Genomic DNA, 18,259 nt, shown 5'->3' with positions numbered 1-18,259 from the left:
TTCTGCTACCATGGTATGTACAAGTCCATTGACTTTATGCCTACTCTTTAGATGATATTCGCTGCAGAAGAATGGCACAGAGCTATAGATATGCCGGCTGCCAATCGATGACATGACCCGCCTCCAGGCTCTTGCGCACATCGACAAGCCGCTGATTCCGGCTTCCCCGGAAGGGCAGGGAGACATCTCTTTCTTCCGCGACAAAGGGGCCGTCAATGATGACATTACATAGCCTGGCAAGCTCAAGCATAGACGGGTCGCAGATCAGTTCCCCGAACGTAAAGCCTGTGTACGCCCAGACCGTATGGGTGGGGCAGGCGGCTCTGTATGTCTGCACGAATGGAATGCAGTCCGCTGCCGAGAAGAAAGGGTCGCCACCGCACAATGTAAGACCATCTAGCAGTGCATTGGCTGCCGCTTCCCGGATCACGGACTGCTGCTGCTCCAGGGTGAAGAGCTCCCCCGCGCGGAAGCTCCATGAGGCGGGGTTAAAGCAGCCGGGGCAGGCGTGGCGGCAGCCGCTGATGAATACGACGGCGCGCAGGCCGCTTCCTTCATTCAGCGATTCGGGAATGTAACCGCACCAATTCAACGGTGCTTCACCCGGTCCCGAACCTCTGCCTGCTTGGCCGCGTTAAAACGGACGGTATAATCTCCGGTCAGATAACCGGTGACACGGCGCAGCCGCTGAAAGTGGGTGGCTTCCTCGTCCGTGCCGCATTGCGGGCATTCACTGCCAATGATGCCTTCATATCCGCAATCCGGGCACCGGTCAATCGGGTGATTGATGGAAAAATACCCGATATTCTGGGAGAGGGCGTACTGCACGATGGACCGGAACGCCTCCGGGTTGCTGCGGGCATTGCCATCCAGTTCAATATAGGAGATGGCACCCGCATTGCAGTAGGTATGGAAAGACGCCTCCAGATCAATCTTGCGTGCCGCTGTTACTTTGTAATAAACGGGAATATGAAAAGAGTTCGTATAATACTCGCGGTCCGTAACCCCTTCAATGATTCCGAATTCCGCGGCATCCAGCTTCGTGAATTTGCCTGCAAGTCCCTCGGCAGGTGTCGCAAACAGGGTGATGTTCAGGTCATGCGTTTCGCTCATCCGGTCACAGAAAGCACGCATCGCGGCAATGACGCGCTGTGCTTCCCTGTGTACGGTGTCACTCTCCCCATGGTGCATGCCATACATCGCTTTCATGCATTCTGCCAGCCCGATAAATCCGATGGCCAATGTACCGTGCTTCAGCAGACGGCCGACCTCTTCTTCGGGAGACAGCTGGCCCCCGCCCTCCCATACATCCTCCCTCATCATGAAATCGGAGGCCTTCGCAGGCTGACGGGCCTGAATGCGGTAGCGGTGGATCAACCCCTCCAGAGCAATGTTCATGCTCTTCTCCAGCGTGGCGTAAAATCCCTTGATATCCGGGTGGCTGCGGTTCCCTCTGCATATGCCATGCTCAATACCGATACGCGGCAGGTTGATCGTATTAAAAGACAAATTCCCTTTCCCGCTCTGGCGGTTTCTGCCAAACCGGTCGCCGATGGTACGGGTACGGCACCCCATGGTGGCGATAATCGTATCCGGATCGTTTTCCCGGTAATACGGCAAATTAAAAGAGGCGTCCACATTGACGAAATTCGGGTACAACCGCTTGCTGGAGCACTCGACGGCCAGCAGGAACAGATCGTAGTTCGGGTCGCCGTGCTTTTGATTGATCCCCTGCTTGCACTGGAAAATATGCTGTGGAAACACAGGCGTTTCGCCTGCGCCCAGCCCGCGGATCGTTGCTTCCAGCAGCGTGCGGGATACAAGCCTTCCCTCGGGGGAAGTGCACATACCGTAATTAAGAGAGGTAAAAGGAATCTGACCTCCGGCCCGGCTGCTCATCGTATTCAGGTTATGGATGAGGGACTCTGCCGCCTGGCGCGTTTCCGCGATCGTTTCTTCCATAGCGAACGCATAGGAGCGGGGGCAGGCATTCCGTGCTGCTTCACTTTCCATATGTATCTGTTCATAGGCGGATGGGGCTGTCTCTGCAAAAAGCCGCTGTCCCTTACTGAAGTGTCTCCGGAAAGAGCGTGCTACATAAGGGGCAAGGTCCCAGTCGATCTTGTTGGCAGACACGCCGCCAAATTGGCTGTTTTGCTGTGCCTGAAAAATGATGGCCACAAGCGCCATGGCGGACATGATGGTCTGAGGCGTTCTTACCGATCCGTTGCCGGTATTAAATCCTCTTTCCAGCAGCCTGTTAAATGGAATAAAGATACAGTTCGTTGTGCCGAGCGCATACTGATCCAGGTCATGGACATAGATGTATCCCTGATCTGCCGCCTGCTTAAGCTCGCTCGGGAGAATGAATTCCCTGGCATACCATTTGGCGTATTCCGATCCCAGCCTGCTCATTTTGCCGCTGAAGGATTCTCCGTTCAGGTTGGCATTTTCACGCAAAATATCGGGGTCACATGCTCCGATCACCCGTTCACCGATAGTTCGGACATAGGAATCTGACAACATATTCATAATTTATTCCTCCGAATTTCACAATATATAGAACAAAGTATCCTTATTTTAGCTATATATTGTATTTGGTTATGTGATGTAAGTCACATTTTCTGGTCGGGATCACTGAGGGCAAAGCTGGCTGTCCCGGGCCGCTTCTCATTGCGAAAGGGGCTGTCTTAAACTTGCTGTTGTATTGACGAACTATAAAATAAGATTTATACTAGGTCTAAAAATAAACGATAATTATTCTAATCTAATATCAACTGTAATGAAAAGACTTAGTGATATAAAAGGGAGATGCACGGGATGAGAACTCTAAATTTAACCTCACAGCGGCAGGCTGTGTATGATGTGGTTCGTGAATCCAATGATCACCCCACAGCGGCGGACGTCATGAACCGGCTGATGGAGCGTGGTTACAATCTGGCCTACGGTACAGTGTACAACTCGCTGCGTTATCTGACGGATAAAGAGCTGATCCGTGAGCTGAAGCTAGGGGAGGCGGCCAGCCGTTATGACGGGCGCATGGATGATCATCAGCATGTCATCTGTCAGGTGTGCGGACGGGTGGATGAGGTGATGAGCGAAGTTCCGTCGGAATGGACGAAGGAAGTTATGGCAGAAACGGGGTATGATATTGCCCATGCCCATGTCGTATTCGGAGGTGTATGTCCGGAATGTCAAAGCAAACGAATCAGATAAGCCATGCGGTTGCAAGAGTCCGGCTGCCGCGTACCGTCCGGGCGCGCTTTGCCCCGAAGTCGCCGGCGGCCAATCAGCCTTTATTCTGTACGACTACACGGCGGATTGCGCTGATCAGCGCAGTTCCGGGTGTTGTGCAGGCATGGGTGCGGATGCTGACGGATGCCTGCTATGATGTCATGGCGTTCCATCGCTGGAGTCCCGAGCTGCAGGAGCAGCTATTGCCGGACCTGATTCTTTTTGATGCTACAACCTTTGAGGATGCGTTCGCGTTGCAGCGGTGGCATGAATCTCTTGCTGAAGGGGCTGAGCCGCATATATATCTGGTGAATGATGTCTTGATGGAAGCGGCTCGGCAGCTGTTGCCTCATGAAGAGCTTATAAGCTGGCCTGCCGCTTCTGCCCGTCCGGTGCAGCGGATTGAACGAATACTGAGCGGCCGGCCTGCACAGAAGGGGCAGGCTGTTGCCGGACAGCGCATCGTCTTTAAGGATATATGGATTGATCGTGACAAAATGACGGTCCATCAGGCAGAGCGGCAGCTTAGCCTGACCAAGACAGAGTACGATCTGCTGCTCAAGCTGATTGAGACACAGGGCCGTGTGATTTCCCGCGAGCAGATGCTGCATGATATTTGGGAGACGGATTTTAACGGGGGCAGCAATGTGGTGGACGTGCATGTCAAAAGCCTCAGAAAGAAGCTGGGAGATAATGCGGCAGCACCGCGCTACATTACCACGGTAAGAGGCGTAGGTTACAGATTGGCTGATTAACAGAATAACAGGGAATGTTGGGGGAGCGCTCTAACGGATGCTACAACCGCTATTGGTCCCAAGAATAGCGATTTCAAATTATAGCGGTTGCCATGTCGCTTATTTCGCTTAACCCGGATGATTTTGCCTAAATTCAGGGGAATAACGTTGGTCACGACCGTTAGAATTTAGAAAAGGTCTTATTTTGCGAAATAGCAGCTGCTACAACCGTTAGATTTCCAGCGGGCGCACGATCGGCCTGAAAACCTGAAATTTTGAGGGAATCAGAAATGATCAGGGCTACAAGTTGTCTTTATGAAAGAGTTAATGCAACGTTAGGGCGTGAATAGGAGGATTTTTTCTATTCTCGCCTTTTTTTATTAGTAATCGGAAGGGATTGGCGATTTCTTTTTGTATTCTTAAGCAGGGATATACACGCAGCAGCGGAGAGGGCGAAGCAATTCCGGAAAAGCGGTAGCGTTCGCCTTTATCGCCAAATTTCTTCCACTGAAAAATAATTGCGAAATTTGGGGATAACAGCGATTGGAGGAATGGTTCGTTCTCGGAGCGTCTCAGAACATGAAGAAGGTGAGCACCAGATCAACAGTTTTTGACAGTTGACTTCCAGATCAAGCATCACTACAATGGGTAGTGTGAGAGGTGTGCAGGATGAGAAGACTGAACTTTAAGACCGGAGAGAGAGGGCTGAACCGTTTTTTCGGACCTCTGGAATCCCGCATTATGGATATTTTATGGAATGCGCCTGACCGGAGCATCAAGGAAGTGCAGACGTTGCTGGAGCATGACAAGGACATTAGCTTCAATACGGTGATGACTGTCATGAACCGTTTGGTGGACAAGGGCGTGCTCAGCAAGAAGCTCCGCGGACGCACATCGCTATACCGTCCGGTGCAAAGCCGGGAGAAATTTATGGACGTGCAGTCGAAGGAGCTCAGCCATGAGCTGATTGAGCAGTTCGGGCCGCTTGCGGTCAACCATATGATTGATGCCTTGGATGAAGCCGATCCGGAGTTGATTGAACGGCTTGAACAAAAAATCAAACAATGGAAAAAGGAATTGTGAGCGATGTGGAAAACACGATCCAAACTGCTGTTTACGGCCGGTGCAGGCTTGTCCGGGATCATCCTGTTGCAAATGGGGATGTATGGCGGGCATATGGCGTTCGGCTGGGATTTGAACTTTAATGTTTTTGAAATCTGCAGGCAGCTGCTGCATGCCTTAGGCATCGATTACGTAGTTGACGGATTGACATGGCTGGTCACGCTAACCTTTGCAGTGGCTGGTTGGTTTGCCGTACGTCAATGTATAGCAACAAGGAGAGCATTCCTGCAGCTGGAAAGCATGCGAAATCTGCAGCAGACAGAGGAATTGGGCGCAAGGTATGGTGAACTGGGAAGCCGCATATGGGTGATTGATTACGACAAACCTGCAGCTTTCACTATGGGCCTGCTTTTCCCGAAAATTGTACTGTCCTCCACACTGCTGTCGATGCTGGATCAGGAGGAAGAGGCGGCGGTCGTCTATCATGAAGCCTACCACATGCGGCATTACGATCCGTTAAAAACGTGGCTGCTGCAGTTGTGCTCTTCCCTGCTGTTCTATGTGCCTGTACTGCGGCATATTCTCGATCATTACAAGACGGCCCGCGAAATTTTGGCGGATAATGAGGCCATCAGCCGTACCGGAACTCCGGCAGGCATCGGCAGTGCGCTGCTGAAGCTGCTGCGCAACCCTTCACGGGGGACTTCCAAGCCGCTGATGACAGCCGTGTGCTCGTCTTTTGCGGAGACCTCAATTAATTACCGGATTTCCCGCATTCTGGACCCGCATCAGGCGCTAACACCCAGGCTGCCTTGGCGTCCTGTCATGATATCTTTATACGTATTGTCTCTGCTGTCCCTTCTATTCGCGCTTGCGCTGATATAGTCAGTGTGTGCGCGAATAGAAGATTATATATACAAGTCTGGATTTTTATGCTTTATTACACTACATATCGTAGTGAAAAAAAGGAGGAATAAATGATGAACCAAACGATGACAAGCATAGGACTGCTGCTGGTGAGATGGATGACGGGAATCATTTTTATTGTGCATGGTGCTCAGAAATTTCAGGGACTTGGCGGGACGACAGGCTTCTTCCAGAGCCTCGGACTTCCGGGTTTTCTCGCTCCTGTCGTCGCTTCGGTTGAACTTGTTGGCGGTATTCTGCTCATTCTGGGCTTGGGCACGCGCTTTGCCGGTGCAGCGTTGACGGTGAATATGATCGGCGTGCTGCTGACGGCTAAGTTCGGCCAGGGATATATGGCGATTGAATTCGATCTGATCGTTTTGTTCGCCGCCCTGCAGCAGGTATTTACGGGGGCGGGAGCTTATTCGGTGGATGCAGCCATTGCCCGCAAAAGATCCGGGTCCAGCCGCACCCAAACTGTTTAAGTTGGAACAATCTCTGAGGTAATGATGGAAGAAAGACCGAACCAGGCGATGATCGCTGCGGTTCGGTCTTTTTTTGTTCATGATATAAACTGTGCTTTGAGGATACAGAGGAAATCTTTCATTTCAAGTCATTCTCTAGCTCTAAATCAGCGGCCTCGGTGATCCTATTCAAAAAAACCAAGTAATTTTAGGGCCGTATCTCTATCGTTCTATTTCTGGGCGAGTTCAGCAAACGGAGGAACTCATCTTCTGACGTAATAAATCTAGCATTTTTCTGTTCCATTTGTTCACTGCCTGCTGACTTAAATGTAGCTCATGAGCGGTTTGAGTTTCTGTCTTATCATTTATGAAAATGATCGCCCCTAACGGACAAAGTACAGAGTCAGGTCAAAAACCTGTTAATCCAACGAACTTCTTTATTGAGATTCCTGAAGAAGTGCAATAATTTTTTGTGAAAGCAACATATACCATATTGAATTTAATAACAAACGAGGCTGCCGTTCATTGCCGGGCAGCCTCGTTTTTATTTTTCACTGCTGACCCCAAGTTAGCGTCTCATGTACATAAATTTACCTGCCAGAACACATCCTAACCAACAGAACCACATTTGGCCACGCAAGGAGTGTGAAGGAGGAGGGCAAATGAAGAAGATCCGATATCCCTGGAAGAAAAGGACACAGCCCGCAGCAGACCGGAGCGGGCAACCTTCGCAAAAGCTGCCTGAAATGAAGTGGCTTGAAAGACCGCTGAGCAGCAGTCTTGCCGAAAATGAGCAGGCGATGAGGGATATTTTGCGTGATTGTTCGGATATCATTTTTCGCAAGTTTACGGTGGCACCGGGCCGCAAGGGATTACTGGTGTTTCTGGAGGGAACGGTTAAAACCGAGGATTTGCAGTTGCACATCCTGCAGCCTGTTATTCAAGCGCTGATTGAGACCAACGAAGGGACAGAGGTGCATTTGGAGCCGGTGGACGAGACGCGTATCTCTCTTTCTCAGGTCAAGTCGGCGGATCAATTTCGGCAGGCAACGGAAGCTGTTCTGGACGCCAGTGCCGTATTGTTTCTGGAAGGTCTGGCCACGGCCTACCTGTTCAGTGTAAAAGGCGGCACGCGGCGTGGCGTGCAGGAGCCTGAGACCGAGGCCGTAATCCGTGGACCGCGTGAAGGCTTCAACGAGACGCTGCGGGTGAATACGGCACTGCTGCGTTTCAAGCTGAAGAACCCCATGTTCAAGCTATACGCCCTTACTCTCGGAGAACAGACTAAGACCAGCGTCGCGCTTGCTTACATAGAGGGGATAGCCGGTGAAAAGCTGATTGAAGATGTGAAACAAAGACTGCATCAAATCAAGATCGATGCCGTTCTGGAAACAGGCTACATCGAAGAACTGATCGAAGACCACCCCCATTCGCCTTTCCCGCAAATGCAGTATACGGAACGGCCGGACACGGTGGTCGCCCAGCTTCTGGAGGGCCGCTTTGCCATCCTTGTGGATGGCACTCCGTTTGCATTGATCGGACCTGTCACGATGTGGCAAATGCTGCAGGCCAGCGAGGACTATTACGAACGTTTTTTTATCAGCAATATGGTGCGCTGGATTCGATTCTTTTTTCTGACGATTGCTCTCTTCCTGCCCGCGCTGTATATTGCGGTGACGACCTTCCATCAGGATATGCTGCCTACAACGCTGATTCTGAGCATAGCCGCCGCCCGTGAATCCATTCCTTTCCCGGCCATCGTCGAGGCGATGATGATGGAAGTATCCTTTGAAGCGCTGCGGGAGGCCGGGATTCGGCTGCCAAAGACCGTGGGACAGGCGGTGAGTATTCTCGGAGCACTCGTGATCGGGCAAGCGGCAGTACAGGCAGGCATTGTTTCGGCGCCTGTTGTGATCATCGTCTCGCTGACCGGCATCGCGTCCTTTACGATTCCACGCTTTAATTTTGCGATTACGGTCCGGATGCTGCGCTTCCCGCTCATGATGCTGGCCGGGGCCTTCGGGCTGTTCGGGATCATCATCGGCATGGTCCTGATCACCGTGCATTTGACCAAATTAACCTCCTTCGGGATGCCGTATCTGGCTGGATTCAGCCCTTACAGTCACTCAGACCAGAAGGACATTCTGGTCCGAACCCCATGGTGGAACATGATGAGCCGCCCTTCCTGGCTCGCGTCAGATAATGAACATCGGCAGAAAAAAGGCATGAACGGAAGGCAACTCGAGGAGAAGGAGTGGTAATCCATGAGGGCGGGAAAGGTACTGCTCCTGCTGATATGTTCATGCCTGCTCGGGGGCTGTTGGGATCGCAAGGAGATCAATGATGTTGCATTTGTCCTGGGAACCGCCGTAGATAAAGAAGGGGAGCAATACAGGAATACACTGCAAATTGCCTTACCCGGTCAGCTCGGCGCTTCGGGGAATGCTGGAGGAGGGGGAGGCACCAGCGGGGATAAATCCTACTACCTGGAATCGAAGGCAGGAAGGACGATGCGGGAAGTAAATGACAAGGAACAGGAGAGTACGTCAAGGAAGCTTAACTATTCGCATCGACGGATGCTGATTATTGGAGCGGATATGGCAAGGGAGGGAATTGCCCGCCTGATCGATGTACTGGCCCGCAGCCCTGAGAACAGGCTTTCTGCCCTTATCGTGATTGCCGAGGGGCGCGGAGCCGATATTTTCCGGGCGCAGGCGCCGATTGAGCAGTATCCTGCAGAGATGGTGCGTGAGCTGGCGATTTCATATATGAAGGAACCGCGCAGCCTGAAGCTTCTAATACATACCATGCTGAGCGAGGGGGTCGATCCCGTACTGCCTGTTGTCGGGCTTACAGATAGTTTGCCTAAGGGCTGGAAGGGCAGCAAAAAAAATATCAAAATCAAAGGTCTGGCGGTGTTTAAGGGAGACAAGGTAGCCGGTACGGTAAGCCATGAGCTGGCGAGGGGGCTGCTGCTTGCTATGGGTCAGTCCAAATCGACGGAGTTCATCATAGCACCGCCCAAGGGTAAAGGTGAGATTATGCTGTTGTTAAACGAAACCGATGTTAAGATCAAGCCTTCTGTACAGGGGGATGAAATCAAAATGATCATGAACCTGCGCGTCAAAGGGGAAGTGAGCGAGAACGAGTCCACTTACCATATGGCACAGCCCCGGGAAATCAAATGGCTTGAGCGCGAAGCGGAGGATCTGATCCGCCAAAATGTCGAGGAAAGCATACGGGTTGTACAGCGGGATTATCAATCCGATGTTTTGGGCCTTGGCAGGGTGCTCAAAACGAATCTTCCGAGCGTTTGGGATCGGGTGCAGGGACGCTGGTCTACGCTGTATCCGGAGATTGAGGTTGAAGTCCGGACGAATGTGCATGTTGAGAACACAGGCGCAATTACGGAGCCCTTTGGGGCTGAGGGAGGATCAGATCATCCATGATTGAAAAACTTGTTGTGCCGATGCTGCTGGTTATTGTGCTCATGTATGCGATGGACCGGAAAAAGCTGAAAAATTCATCCCCGGCGAACCGCTGGTTTGCTTTCAGCATCTATGGGATCAGCTTTGTCATCTGGCTTTATGAAACGGGTAACTCATCGTCCATGCTTCATCCTTCGGTGCTGCTGGCCCATGCGATCGATGCGCTGGTTCCTCTGCCCTAGGGGAGAGTTTCTGAAAAGATTTTCGACCGGGAAGGAGCAATGAAGATGACGAAGCATTTCACAACAAGGCAGATTGTTTTTCTTGGCATGCTGATGAGTATAACGGTCACTTCGTTTCATGCCCCGGCGCAGGCAGCCGAAGCCGCTGAACAGCACATGTTTCTGACTCCTCTGCCAGCCGCTCTGGTGCTGGTGTTTTCCGTTTGGGTTTTGAGCAGGATTCAAAGACGGTTTTCCAATCAGGATTTATTTGCGGCCCTGATCTCCCGCTTCCCCGTCTTTGGGCGGCTGCTGGTGCTTTTATATTTCGGGTTCAACCTGATTGTATTGGCCAGAGACATAAGACTATTGACGAATCACGTCGCGATTACGCTGCTGCCGTTAACACCGATTATCGTGACTGCGTTTTTTCTATTGATTACGATCGTCTTTATGGCTCGGGGGGGGATTGGCACGTTGGTTGGCATGGCGGAAATGTTTATTCCATCCCTTATTGTCACAGCCATGATTGTGCCGATTACTTTGGGAAAAGCGATGGATCCGTCGCTGCTGCGGCCTGTGCTTGATTTCAATCCCGGAGGATTTGTACGCGGAAGCTGGCACATGCTGGCCTACATGGCTGACCTGGCGGTGCTTCCCTTCGTGCTGTCCGGGGAGAATTGCCGGCTCCGCAGTATGCTTGGCGGGGTTCTGGGCAGTGTGCTGATGCTCATGATTCTGATGCTGCAGCAGCAGACCGTGCTTGGTCCGCTGATTACGGCCCGTCTGACCTTCCCGTCCTACGAACTTGTCCGGCAGGTGCAAATTACGGATTTTCTGGACAGGTTCGATCTGCTGATTGCGGCAGGGACACTGCCAACAGTTATCATCAAAGCGGGGGTTGATCTGTATGTGCTGTGCAGCGCTTCAAGGCGGCTGCTGCCTGCCGTCAAGGGTGAGCTTACGGTTCTGCCGGTAGGAATTCTGGGGTTTGCGTGCACCTTCTGGTTTTTTGAAAATTTGCCGCAGCTGTTTGCTTTCAGCAGGGAATGGGCAGTATACGTCCTGATCTTCTATGTGGTTCTGCCAGTTGTGCTCTTCTTTATATTGCATCCGAAGAAAGAAGGTGGACAAAAAGGGGAGGCGCAGCCTGACCCTGCGTAAGTCATACATCCTGCAAGCAATTTGCTGTTGCCTTTTTTGCGCCGAACGGTATACTTGTATGCAAATGTACGAGCAGCAAGGGAGGAGCTTTATGGCATTGCGTATGGCAGGCAAGACCGTGGCATTGGCAGGACCGCGCAAATCAGAGGAAATGAAGACATTGGTAGAGAAAATGGGGGGAGTGGCGCTGCTTCGTCCGGCACAGGGGACCGTGTTCCTGGACGACGCCGAGCTCCGCGCCGGTATTGAATCGTGGCTAAGCTCCCCGCCGGACTGGACGCTGCTGACGACAGGCATGGGCCTGGATGCCCTGTATCAAATGGCTGAGGAAATGGGGGTTGCCGGGCAACTGCACGAGCTGCTGGCAGCATCGCAGATTGCGGCGCGCGGTTATAAAACGGTAAATGCGCTCAGGAAGCGCGGATTGATGCCGGTGGTACGTGACGATGATGGGAGTACAGAGGGGCTGATCCGTTCTTTTGCACCCTATAGCCTGAAAGGCAAAAAAGTGCTCTTGCAGCTGCACGGTGATCCCGCTCCGCGTCTGGTTGACTGGCTGCAGGAGCAGGGTGCGCATGTCCGGCAGCTGCTGCCTTACAAGCATGTGCCGCCGGAAACGAAGGATCTGGAAGACCTGGTCAATGATATTGTGCAACGGCGGGTGCATGCCGTGGCGTTTACCAGCGGACCGCAAATTCGTTTCCTGGCCGAATATGCACGCAGCCGCGGCGCCATGGACGAGGTGATGGCCGCCTTCCAGAGCGACATTATTGCCGTTTCCGTCGGGAAAGTAACGGCACAGGCGATGCTGGAGGAAGGCATTGAACGCATTGTCATGCCGACCGAGGAGCGTATGGGCAGCATGATGGTGGAGCTGGGACGCTATTTCGAATCCGGATCTGCGAATGGTTTCTGTCTGACAAACAGCCAAATGGATGGCAAAGTGGAAAATGAATAAAGGGATTACCTGTTAGGACTTGCCTCAATCTTGGAGGAAGATGGAAAACCCGGCATTGTGATCAAAGACCAACTGAAAGTGGCGATGATCGACATGGATAAATATCGAATGATCGTGAATGCCTTACAGGAGTACGAACGAATTTCCTATCGTTTGGAAGGTAGCCGCATTGTGGAATACAAAGAAGGTATGTCACTTCTGGAAATGGCAGGCGTTCATCCAAGAGATGAATGCAGCTATTTATGAGCAAGTAGACGAAGATTGAAGAAGAGCCGGAGCATATTCGTTTACATCCTGACCGGAAAGGTAATGAATGCGTATTTGAACCGCTAGGTCAGCGGGCTATCGGCTATCGTAAGGTAAAGGTATTTTCCGGTAAGTCCTTGGAAATAACGCCAAAGGAAAAATCTGATATGTGTATTTGAAGTGATCTATAGTTTTTCGAAAGAGTTAAGTGAGTGTAACTAAGAAGACGACCTACAGACCCGTTTCTGGGAATGATGGTCGTCTTTTTATGCCTCATTAGGATTGGTTGAATGTAATCTAGTATGTTGGTTACGAAGAATTAGCTTGACACCTCAAGCAGCAATTTTGATATAGATCTATTTGAGGACAGAGGCTGGCTGTTTATTTTCGATTTTAGAATGGAGGATTCAATGAAAAAAATTATACTATGGATAGTATCGCTTGTATTCATTGTATCTCAACTTTCGGAGCATGAAATCGGCAAACAGGCCTTGATGTAACTGGGCAAAACGGAGATCCACTGCTGGGGTTGACGCTGAATCAAAGCAGACAGCTGTTTGCTAGCTTTGTTGGAAGAAGAAGATTCTCCCCCCTCAGAGTCTAGTAGCCAGAGTGAGATGGGTGTCTATAGGATGTGGTGGCTGGTGTCCGTTGCCTGGTGCCTAATGCCTAATGCCTAATGCCTTTCCATACAGCTTTGCACCATTATCCCTTTTGATCAGAATGCGGGGGTTGGAGGTTCGGGGGGCCTAGGGGAAGGAATAAAGAGAAGCGAGAAACGAGATACGAGATACGAAAAAAAGAAGCAGCTCAAGTGGGATGTTCGGCTTGAAACAGGAACGCATGTTTGGTATAATGAAAAAAGAACTTATGTTCGTATATTATGGATTCGGAGGCGAGCAGACATGGAAGTCCAAGCGGAAACGGAACTTCAACCCTTTAGCCGTCGTTATCACAACGAGCAGGCCTGCATGGAGGCATTGATCGCGATGAAGTGGCCGAACGGCTTCGTCTGCCCGCGCTGCGCTCACACCCGCTGCAGTCGTCTGACTTCCCGGCGCATCCCCATGTTCGAGTGCGCCAGGTGTGCGCATCAAACGTCGGCTTTGGTCGGCACGATTTTTGAACGAACGCATCTCCCCCTGACCAAGTGGTTCCAGGCGCTGGAGTTGTTCCTGCTCCCCGATGGCATCTCAGCGATGCGGCTGAGCCAGGTGATCCAGGTCACCTACAGGACCGCCTGGGCAATGCTTCATCGAATCCGCCATGCCATCGGAGAGTTCGATGCCCGGGAGCTGCTCTGCGGAGACGTGAAGGTGAACAGCGACCGGTATGGGTGTAATCCGTCCCGGCCTCAGTTTTCTCATCCGCATGCTTCGGCGGTCGTAGCCGGGTGCACGGTCACGGAGTCGGGCGAGCCGGAGCAGATCAAAATCCGCCTGGTCCCGCAGAAGAAGGGAGATGGGCAAAGAGCGAATCGGCACGAACTCGCTGCGTTCATCAACGAACAGGTAGATGTCCGTGCATCGGCGGTACAATCGTTCCTTCAAGCCTATCGACTGTATACGCCCTTGCGGAAAGTAGTGAGAGAGGCGTGGAAATCGTTGAAGAGTACGTATGTAGCCTTAGGAACAAAGCATCTGCAGGCGTACCTCAACGAGTACACCGGACGCCGCCGACTGCACCTGTCTGAAGGGGAAGAAACGATGTGGCAGAAGTTGCTGTACATGGGCGTGGCGATTCCGGCGATCCCTTACCGCCGACTGATTGCGCGCCAACCGGTGCAGCCTCTTGCGGCTGCGGCCTGATCGCAGGGCTTGAACGAGGAAAGGTGAGCATAAGGTACGTCGCTTGATCGGTGTGGGTTAGCATGAACGAGGACATCGGAAACATTCAGGTTCAAGCGGCAACGAGGACCAGGGTCTTTTTATGTTTTCGGTGCCTTGCTCCGCTCCCTCCTTCTCTCTCGGTCGGTTTCCCATCACCTAAACGCTCTGCTTTCTCCAAGGAACGTCTCATGACCTCGAATCGATCTGCTTCTCCGTAAGGCACAATCCAAAAAGATAATAGACCCATTCGATGGTTCTGAATCGCGTAACAACAGGCATTTTTGTGCCTCATTTGATCCGTTATTTTCTTTAGCGTGCCTAAAGTGTATTTTCGGTTCCGGTTTTCTGTTTTTCTTGACCTGATCCAACGGGATAATCGTGCAAAGCTCCTGAAAAGCGAGTATCACATGTCTTGCCACGATCGGCTGGCGGCTTGACTGTCCAGCACTAGAAGGGGATTCGAATTCCTCGAACCAAGTAGCTACAAAGGTTGAAGTGGATTTGGGTTCTGCGAAAGTTGCGTAATTATCTTATAAGTCAAAAAAAATATAGTTCCTCTGATCTTCAAAGTGTCAAAGCAGAGTTTGGAAAAGTGCCTACATTTGGAGTCCAAGTAGTGTTTAAGGATAAGCCTAATAAAGTCTATGGATATACAGACCGTGGTGACGGAAACTGGACACAAATCATGCCGAATGCTGATATTGTGGAGAGGGAAGGTCCATTTAAACATTGGGAAGGAAATTAGAGCACTGTCCAAAGCCAAATGAGAACAGAAGTAGAGATCAGTAAGGATACCGAGGAAGAGCACTAGAAAACGAATACAGATTTTGTGATTGAGGTCGCTAATGATAGCGGCTTCTTCTCTTATGCGCGCCTAGCCAAGCCAGGCACAACTAGCCTGCTCTGGTCTACTTTAAAATAGGGCATCGGGGTACTGCGCTCCTTTTCACTGGCCGCAAGTTCTATTATGATACAACGAGAAAGCTGAATTTAGATAACTACTGGATGCCGTTGCTGAATATGGATAGAGAGAGGTGCTGAATCATGAGGTCGATTTGTGTGTTTGCAGGCTCTAACGATGGAGTGGCTCCGGAGTACAGGGAGCAGGCTTCCCGGCTCGGGGAACATATTGCGCGCTGCGGGATGCGTCTGATATACGGAGGCTCCAGCTTCGGACTTATGGGCACCGCTGCCAACGCCGCCCTCGCAAGCGGCGGGCAGGTAACGGGCATCATGCCCACGGCATTGTTTCGGCGGGAAATCGTGCACGAGGGGCTGACGGAGTTTATCGAGGTCAGGGACATGCATGAACGTAAGGCCACAATGCACCAAATGGCCGACGGTTTTATTGCGCTTCCGGGCGGAATCGGCACCTTTGAAGAATTGTTCGAGGTGCTGTGCTGGGCGCAAATCGGCCTGCACAGCAAGCCTGTCGGACTTTTGAATGTAAACGGCTATTATAACCCGCTAATGGAATTAATCCGTCACAGTGTGCAGGAGGGATTTGCGGGTCGAATGCATTTGGATTTGATCATCCTTGAGGAGGATGCCGGAGCGCTGATCGAGAGAATGTGTTCCCCTAACGGGCTGCCGCTTCAGCAGACCGGCGACGCGGAAACCGTCTGATGAGGCTGAAGCGGACTCGCATCTCTTGTTTTTCGTGCTTGCGCTTTCCGCAAAGGCAGGGTTATGATGGACTCACAATCGAATAAGCGATCAGGCAGGGTGCCTTTGCCGAGGGGCAAAGGGTAACAGGGAATCGGGTGCAAATCCCGAGCGGTCCCGCCACTGTATTGGAGAGGTTCCTCTTCAGCATGTCACTCGAATCAGACCCGGGGAAGACGAAGAAGACTGATGATCCAAAGCCAGGAGACCTACCTTGCCTATATGCACCGTAATCCTTCGCGGAAAGGAGTGGTGTACGAATCGGTGGACGAGCCTGCGCGGGGCTCCCGATGTTCCGGAACATTTTTCATCCATGGATGAAGAGGAGGATGTGAAGTTTCATCTTCTTGTTGACCGGGGGTATTGGGCAAGCTATGCGTAAAGGAGCCTTGTTTAAGGTTGCCTGGCTGACTGTAACTGAATTGCGTACATGCAAGCCCCATCCCTAGAGGAAGGGGCTTTTTTTGAGCCTGTGAATATGAAAGGGGTGGATAAGTTGTTTAAACGGAGTAAAGGCATTGGGTTGGGGCTGTTGATTACCGCATTTACGCTGTATTTTCTGGCGGTGAGCCCGCAAGAGGTCTATGCCATGCATATCATGGAGGGATTTTTGCCCATCGGTTGGGCGTTGTTTTGGTGGATTTTATTTCTTCCTTTCTTCGCTTTTGGTGTCCGCAGTGTAACCCGGCTGACGAGAGAAGCCCCTGAGCTGAAGCTGATGCTTGGATTGGCGGGGGCGTTTACATTTGTACTGTCTGCCCTGAAGCTGCCTTCCGTGACGGGCAGCAGCTCTCATCCGACCGGAACGGGACTGGGCGCAGTGATGCTCGGGCCCCTGCCCATGAGCGTGATTGGCTCCATTGTGCTGTTGTTTCAGGCGGTTCTCCTGGCGCATGGTGGAATTACAACGTTGGGGGCGAATGCGTTCTCCATGGCTGTGGCCGGCCCGTTCGCTGGTTATGCAGCGTACAGGCTGCTTATGAGCACAGCCCGCAAGGAGTGGCTGGCCGTTTTCGCCGCTGCGGCTATAGCCGATATGACGACTTACCTGGTTACTTCCGTGCAGCTTTCCCTCGCCTTTCCTTCCGTACACGGCGGAATATGGGCATCGTTCCTGAAATTTGGCGGCATTTTTGCCGTGACGCAGCTTCCGCTTGCGCTCAGCGAGGGATTGCTGACGGTTATGCTGTGGAAATGGCTTAAAGCATACAGTCCGAATGAATTGTCCGTGCTCCGGCGCGGCATGAAGGAGGCCAAGCCGTCATGAAGACAAGAACAATAACGGGTTTGGTTCTGCTGGCCGTCATCCTGCTGGCCGCCCTCCCGTTGCTGCTGGTGAGTGGCGACTTTGGAGGCGCGGACGGTGCCGCTGAGGCGGCGATTACCCAGATCAATCCCCACTATACTCCCTGGTTTCAGCCGCTGCTGGAGCCGCCGCCGGAAACGGAAAGCATGCTGTTTGCCCTGCAGGCTGCGCTGGGTGCGGGACTGATCGGTTATATCATCGGTCTGTTCAAAGGGAGAAAGGACGCCAGCCAGTCAGATGCTCAGAAGGATTGATTCCCTGTCATACCAAGGAAAGTTCAGCAGCTGTTCACCGTTCTGGAAAAGCGGCTTTGCAGCGGTGATGTTTGTGATGGCTTATATCGGACATCCCCCTGTTCAGCTGGCCGTATGGATTTGGCTCGTCCTATGGACAGTGGGGTATGGCGGGGTTCCATGGAAGCCGTATGCTTCCTTGCTGGCCGCCTCACTGCTCTTCTATATACTGAGTCTGCCTGCGTTGCTAATTGAGGTCGCGTCGGGCCCTGCACAGGGAATGGTGCTGCTGGGTTGGGGAACCCATGTGCTTCTGGTGACGCCCGAAGCGGCAGAGCGGGCGGAAGAGCTTTTGCTGCGGGTAGGGGTGTGCCTGTCCTGTTTTCTGTTTCTGATCCTCACGACTCCATTTACAGGTCTGCTGAAGGTGATGGAAAAGCTGCGGCTTCCGGCCGTGGTCATTGAATTGACGATGATTATGTACAGATTTCTGTTCCTGCTGGGGGATACGGCCGCAGGTATGATGCTGGCGCGCAGGCTTCGCGGGGGCGGCAGGGGTTTCCGGGCTGCTGTTGCGGATACTGCCGCCCTGGCGGGCAGATTGTTTGCGAAGACGATGGAGAGGTACCGCGGGGCTGTTGTCGGATACACCGTGCGCGGTTATGAGGGCACGATTCGTATGGGATCGGATGCCTCGCTGCCAATGCCTGTGCGCTACAGAGTGGAAGGATGGGTCGGCACAGCGCTGCTGGTCGTTGCCGAGCTGTGCTTCCGCTTGTTGAACTGAATTGAATGACAGGAAGGTGAAT

19 protein-coding genes and 1 riboswitch are annotated in these 18,259 nt (G+C 52.2%); of the genes, 17 read left to right on the top strand and 2 right to left on the bottom strand.

What is annotated here, in order from left to right:
* Nucleotides 1-82: 82 nt before the first annotated feature.
* Both nrdG and ACE41H_RS08580 read right to left on the bottom strand, forming a co-directional pair.
* Entirely contained in the window at nt 83-592 is a 510-nt protein-coding gene (gene nrdG / locus ACE41H_RS08585) for an anaerobic ribonucleoside-triphosphate reductase activating protein (protein WP_375354741.1), read from the bottom strand.
* Entirely contained in the window at nt 589-2,532 is a 1,944-nt protein-coding gene (locus tag ACE41H_RS08580; RefSeq protein WP_375354740.1) for an anaerobic ribonucleoside triphosphate reductase, read from the bottom strand. The genes nrdG and ACE41H_RS08580 overlap by 4 nt, the downstream gene beginning before the upstream one ends.
* 288 nt (nt 2,533-2,820) lie before the next feature.
* Here ACE41H_RS08580 and ACE41H_RS08575 point away from each other — a divergent pair, with 288 nt between their 5' ends.
* From ACE41H_RS08575 to cbiQ, 17 genes are all read left to right on the top strand, one after another.
* Nucleotides 2,821-3,216 carry a Fur family transcriptional regulator gene (locus ACE41H_RS08575; RefSeq protein WP_375354738.1) on the top strand — a complete coding sequence of 132 codons (396 nt, stop codon included), beginning with the start codon at nt 2,821-2,823 and terminating at the stop codon, nt 3,214-3,216.
* Nucleotides 3,192-3,989 (top strand): winged helix-turn-helix domain-containing protein, encoded by a 798-nt coding sequence (locus tag ACE41H_RS08570; protein WP_375354737.1) that lies wholly within the window; start codon nt 3,192-3,194, stop codon nt 3,987-3,989. The genes ACE41H_RS08575 and ACE41H_RS08570 overlap by 25 nt, the downstream gene beginning before the upstream one ends.
* Nucleotides 3,990-4,637: 648 nt before the next feature.
* On the top strand, nt 4,638-5,051 hold the full coding sequence (locus ACE41H_RS08565; protein ID WP_375354735.1) for a BlaI/MecI/CopY family transcriptional regulator: 414 nt from the start codon (nt 4,638-4,640) through the stop codon (nt 5,049-5,051).
* A gap of 3 nt (nt 5,052-5,054) precedes the next feature.
* Nucleotides 5,055-5,915: a M56 family metallopeptidase gene (locus ACE41H_RS08560; RefSeq protein WP_375354734.1), complete on the top strand. Its 861-nt coding sequence runs from the start codon at nt 5,055-5,057 to the stop codon at nt 5,913-5,915.
* A gap of 92 nt (nt 5,916-6,007) precedes the next feature.
* A complete protein-coding gene (locus ACE41H_RS08555) occupies nt 6,008-6,421 on the top strand; it encodes a DoxX family protein (RefSeq protein WP_375354732.1) in 414 nt (137 codons plus the stop codon).
* A gap of 641 nt (nt 6,422-7,062) precedes the next feature.
* On the top strand, nt 7,063-8,661 hold the full coding sequence (locus ACE41H_RS08550) for a spore germination protein (RefSeq protein WP_375354730.1): 1,599 nt from the start codon (nt 7,063-7,065) through the stop codon (nt 8,659-8,661).
* Nucleotides 8,662-8,664: 3 nt separating this feature from the next.
* Nucleotides 8,665-9,849 (top strand): Ger(x)C family spore germination protein, encoded by a 1,185-nt coding sequence (locus ACE41H_RS08545; protein ID WP_375354729.1) that lies wholly within the window; start codon nt 8,665-8,667, stop codon nt 9,847-9,849.
* Complete coding sequence (locus tag ACE41H_RS08540) at nt 9,846-10,070, top strand: hypothetical protein (RefSeq protein WP_375354728.1); 225 nt, start codon at nt 9,846-9,848, stop codon at nt 10,068-10,070. The genes ACE41H_RS08545 and ACE41H_RS08540 overlap by 4 nt, the downstream gene beginning before the upstream one ends.
* A gap of 45 nt (nt 10,071-10,115) precedes the next feature.
* Entirely contained in the window at nt 10,116-11,213 is a 1,098-nt protein-coding gene (locus tag ACE41H_RS08535; protein ID WP_375354727.1) for a GerAB/ArcD/ProY family transporter, read from the top strand.
* Nucleotides 11,214-11,304: 91 nt separating this feature from the next.
* Nucleotides 11,305-12,171 carry a uroporphyrinogen-III synthase gene (locus tag ACE41H_RS08530; protein ID WP_375354726.1) on the top strand — a complete coding sequence of 289 codons (867 nt, stop codon included), beginning with the start codon at nt 11,305-11,307 and terminating at the stop codon, nt 12,169-12,171.
* 30 nt (nt 12,172-12,201) lie between these two features.
* Nucleotides 12,202-12,417, top strand: coding sequence for a hypothetical protein (locus tag ACE41H_RS08525; RefSeq protein ID WP_375354725.1), 216 nt, complete (start codon nt 12,202-12,204; stop codon nt 12,415-12,417).
* A gap of 905 nt (nt 12,418-13,322) precedes the next feature.
* On the top strand, nt 13,323-14,225 hold the full coding sequence (locus ACE41H_RS08520; protein ID WP_375354724.1) for a transposase: 903 nt from the start codon (nt 13,323-13,325) through the stop codon (nt 14,223-14,225).
* Between the two features lie 1,065 nt (nt 14,226-15,290).
* Complete coding sequence (locus ACE41H_RS08515) at nt 15,291-15,872, top strand: LOG family protein (protein ID WP_375354723.1); 582 nt, start codon at nt 15,291-15,293, stop codon at nt 15,870-15,872.
* 80 nt (nt 15,873-15,952) lie between these two features.
* Nucleotides 15,953-16,142, top strand: a riboswitch (cobalamin riboswitch).
* Nucleotides 16,126-16,293: a hypothetical protein gene (locus tag ACE41H_RS08510; protein ID WP_375354721.1), complete on the top strand. Its 168-nt coding sequence runs from the start codon at nt 16,126-16,128 to the stop codon at nt 16,291-16,293. It overlaps the preceding riboswitch by 17 nt.
* A 96-nt stretch (nt 16,294-16,389) precedes the next feature.
* Nucleotides 16,390-17,178, top strand: a complete 789-nt coding sequence (locus ACE41H_RS08505; RefSeq protein WP_375354808.1) for an energy-coupling factor ABC transporter permease — start codon at nt 16,390-16,392, stop codon at nt 17,176-17,178.
* Nucleotides 17,175-17,471 carry an energy-coupling factor ABC transporter substrate-binding protein gene (locus ACE41H_RS08500; RefSeq protein WP_375354719.1) on the top strand — a complete coding sequence of 99 codons (297 nt, stop codon included), beginning with the start codon at nt 17,175-17,177 and terminating at the stop codon, nt 17,469-17,471. The genes ACE41H_RS08505 and ACE41H_RS08500 overlap by 4 nt, the downstream gene beginning before the upstream one ends.
* On the top strand, nt 17,455-18,237 hold the full coding sequence (gene cbiQ / locus ACE41H_RS08495; protein ID WP_375354718.1) for a cobalt ECF transporter T component CbiQ: 783 nt from the start codon (nt 17,455-17,457) through the stop codon (nt 18,235-18,237). The genes ACE41H_RS08500 and cbiQ overlap by 17 nt, the downstream gene beginning before the upstream one ends.
* Nucleotides 18,238-18,259: the final 22 nt, after the last annotated feature.

This window comes from Paenibacillus enshidis (assembly GCF_042136365.1).
Classification (GTDB): domain Bacteria; phylum Bacillota; class Bacilli; order Paenibacillales; family Paenibacillaceae; genus Paenibacillus; species Paenibacillus enshidis.
This window is presented reverse-complemented; position numbering and strand designations above follow the sequence as displayed.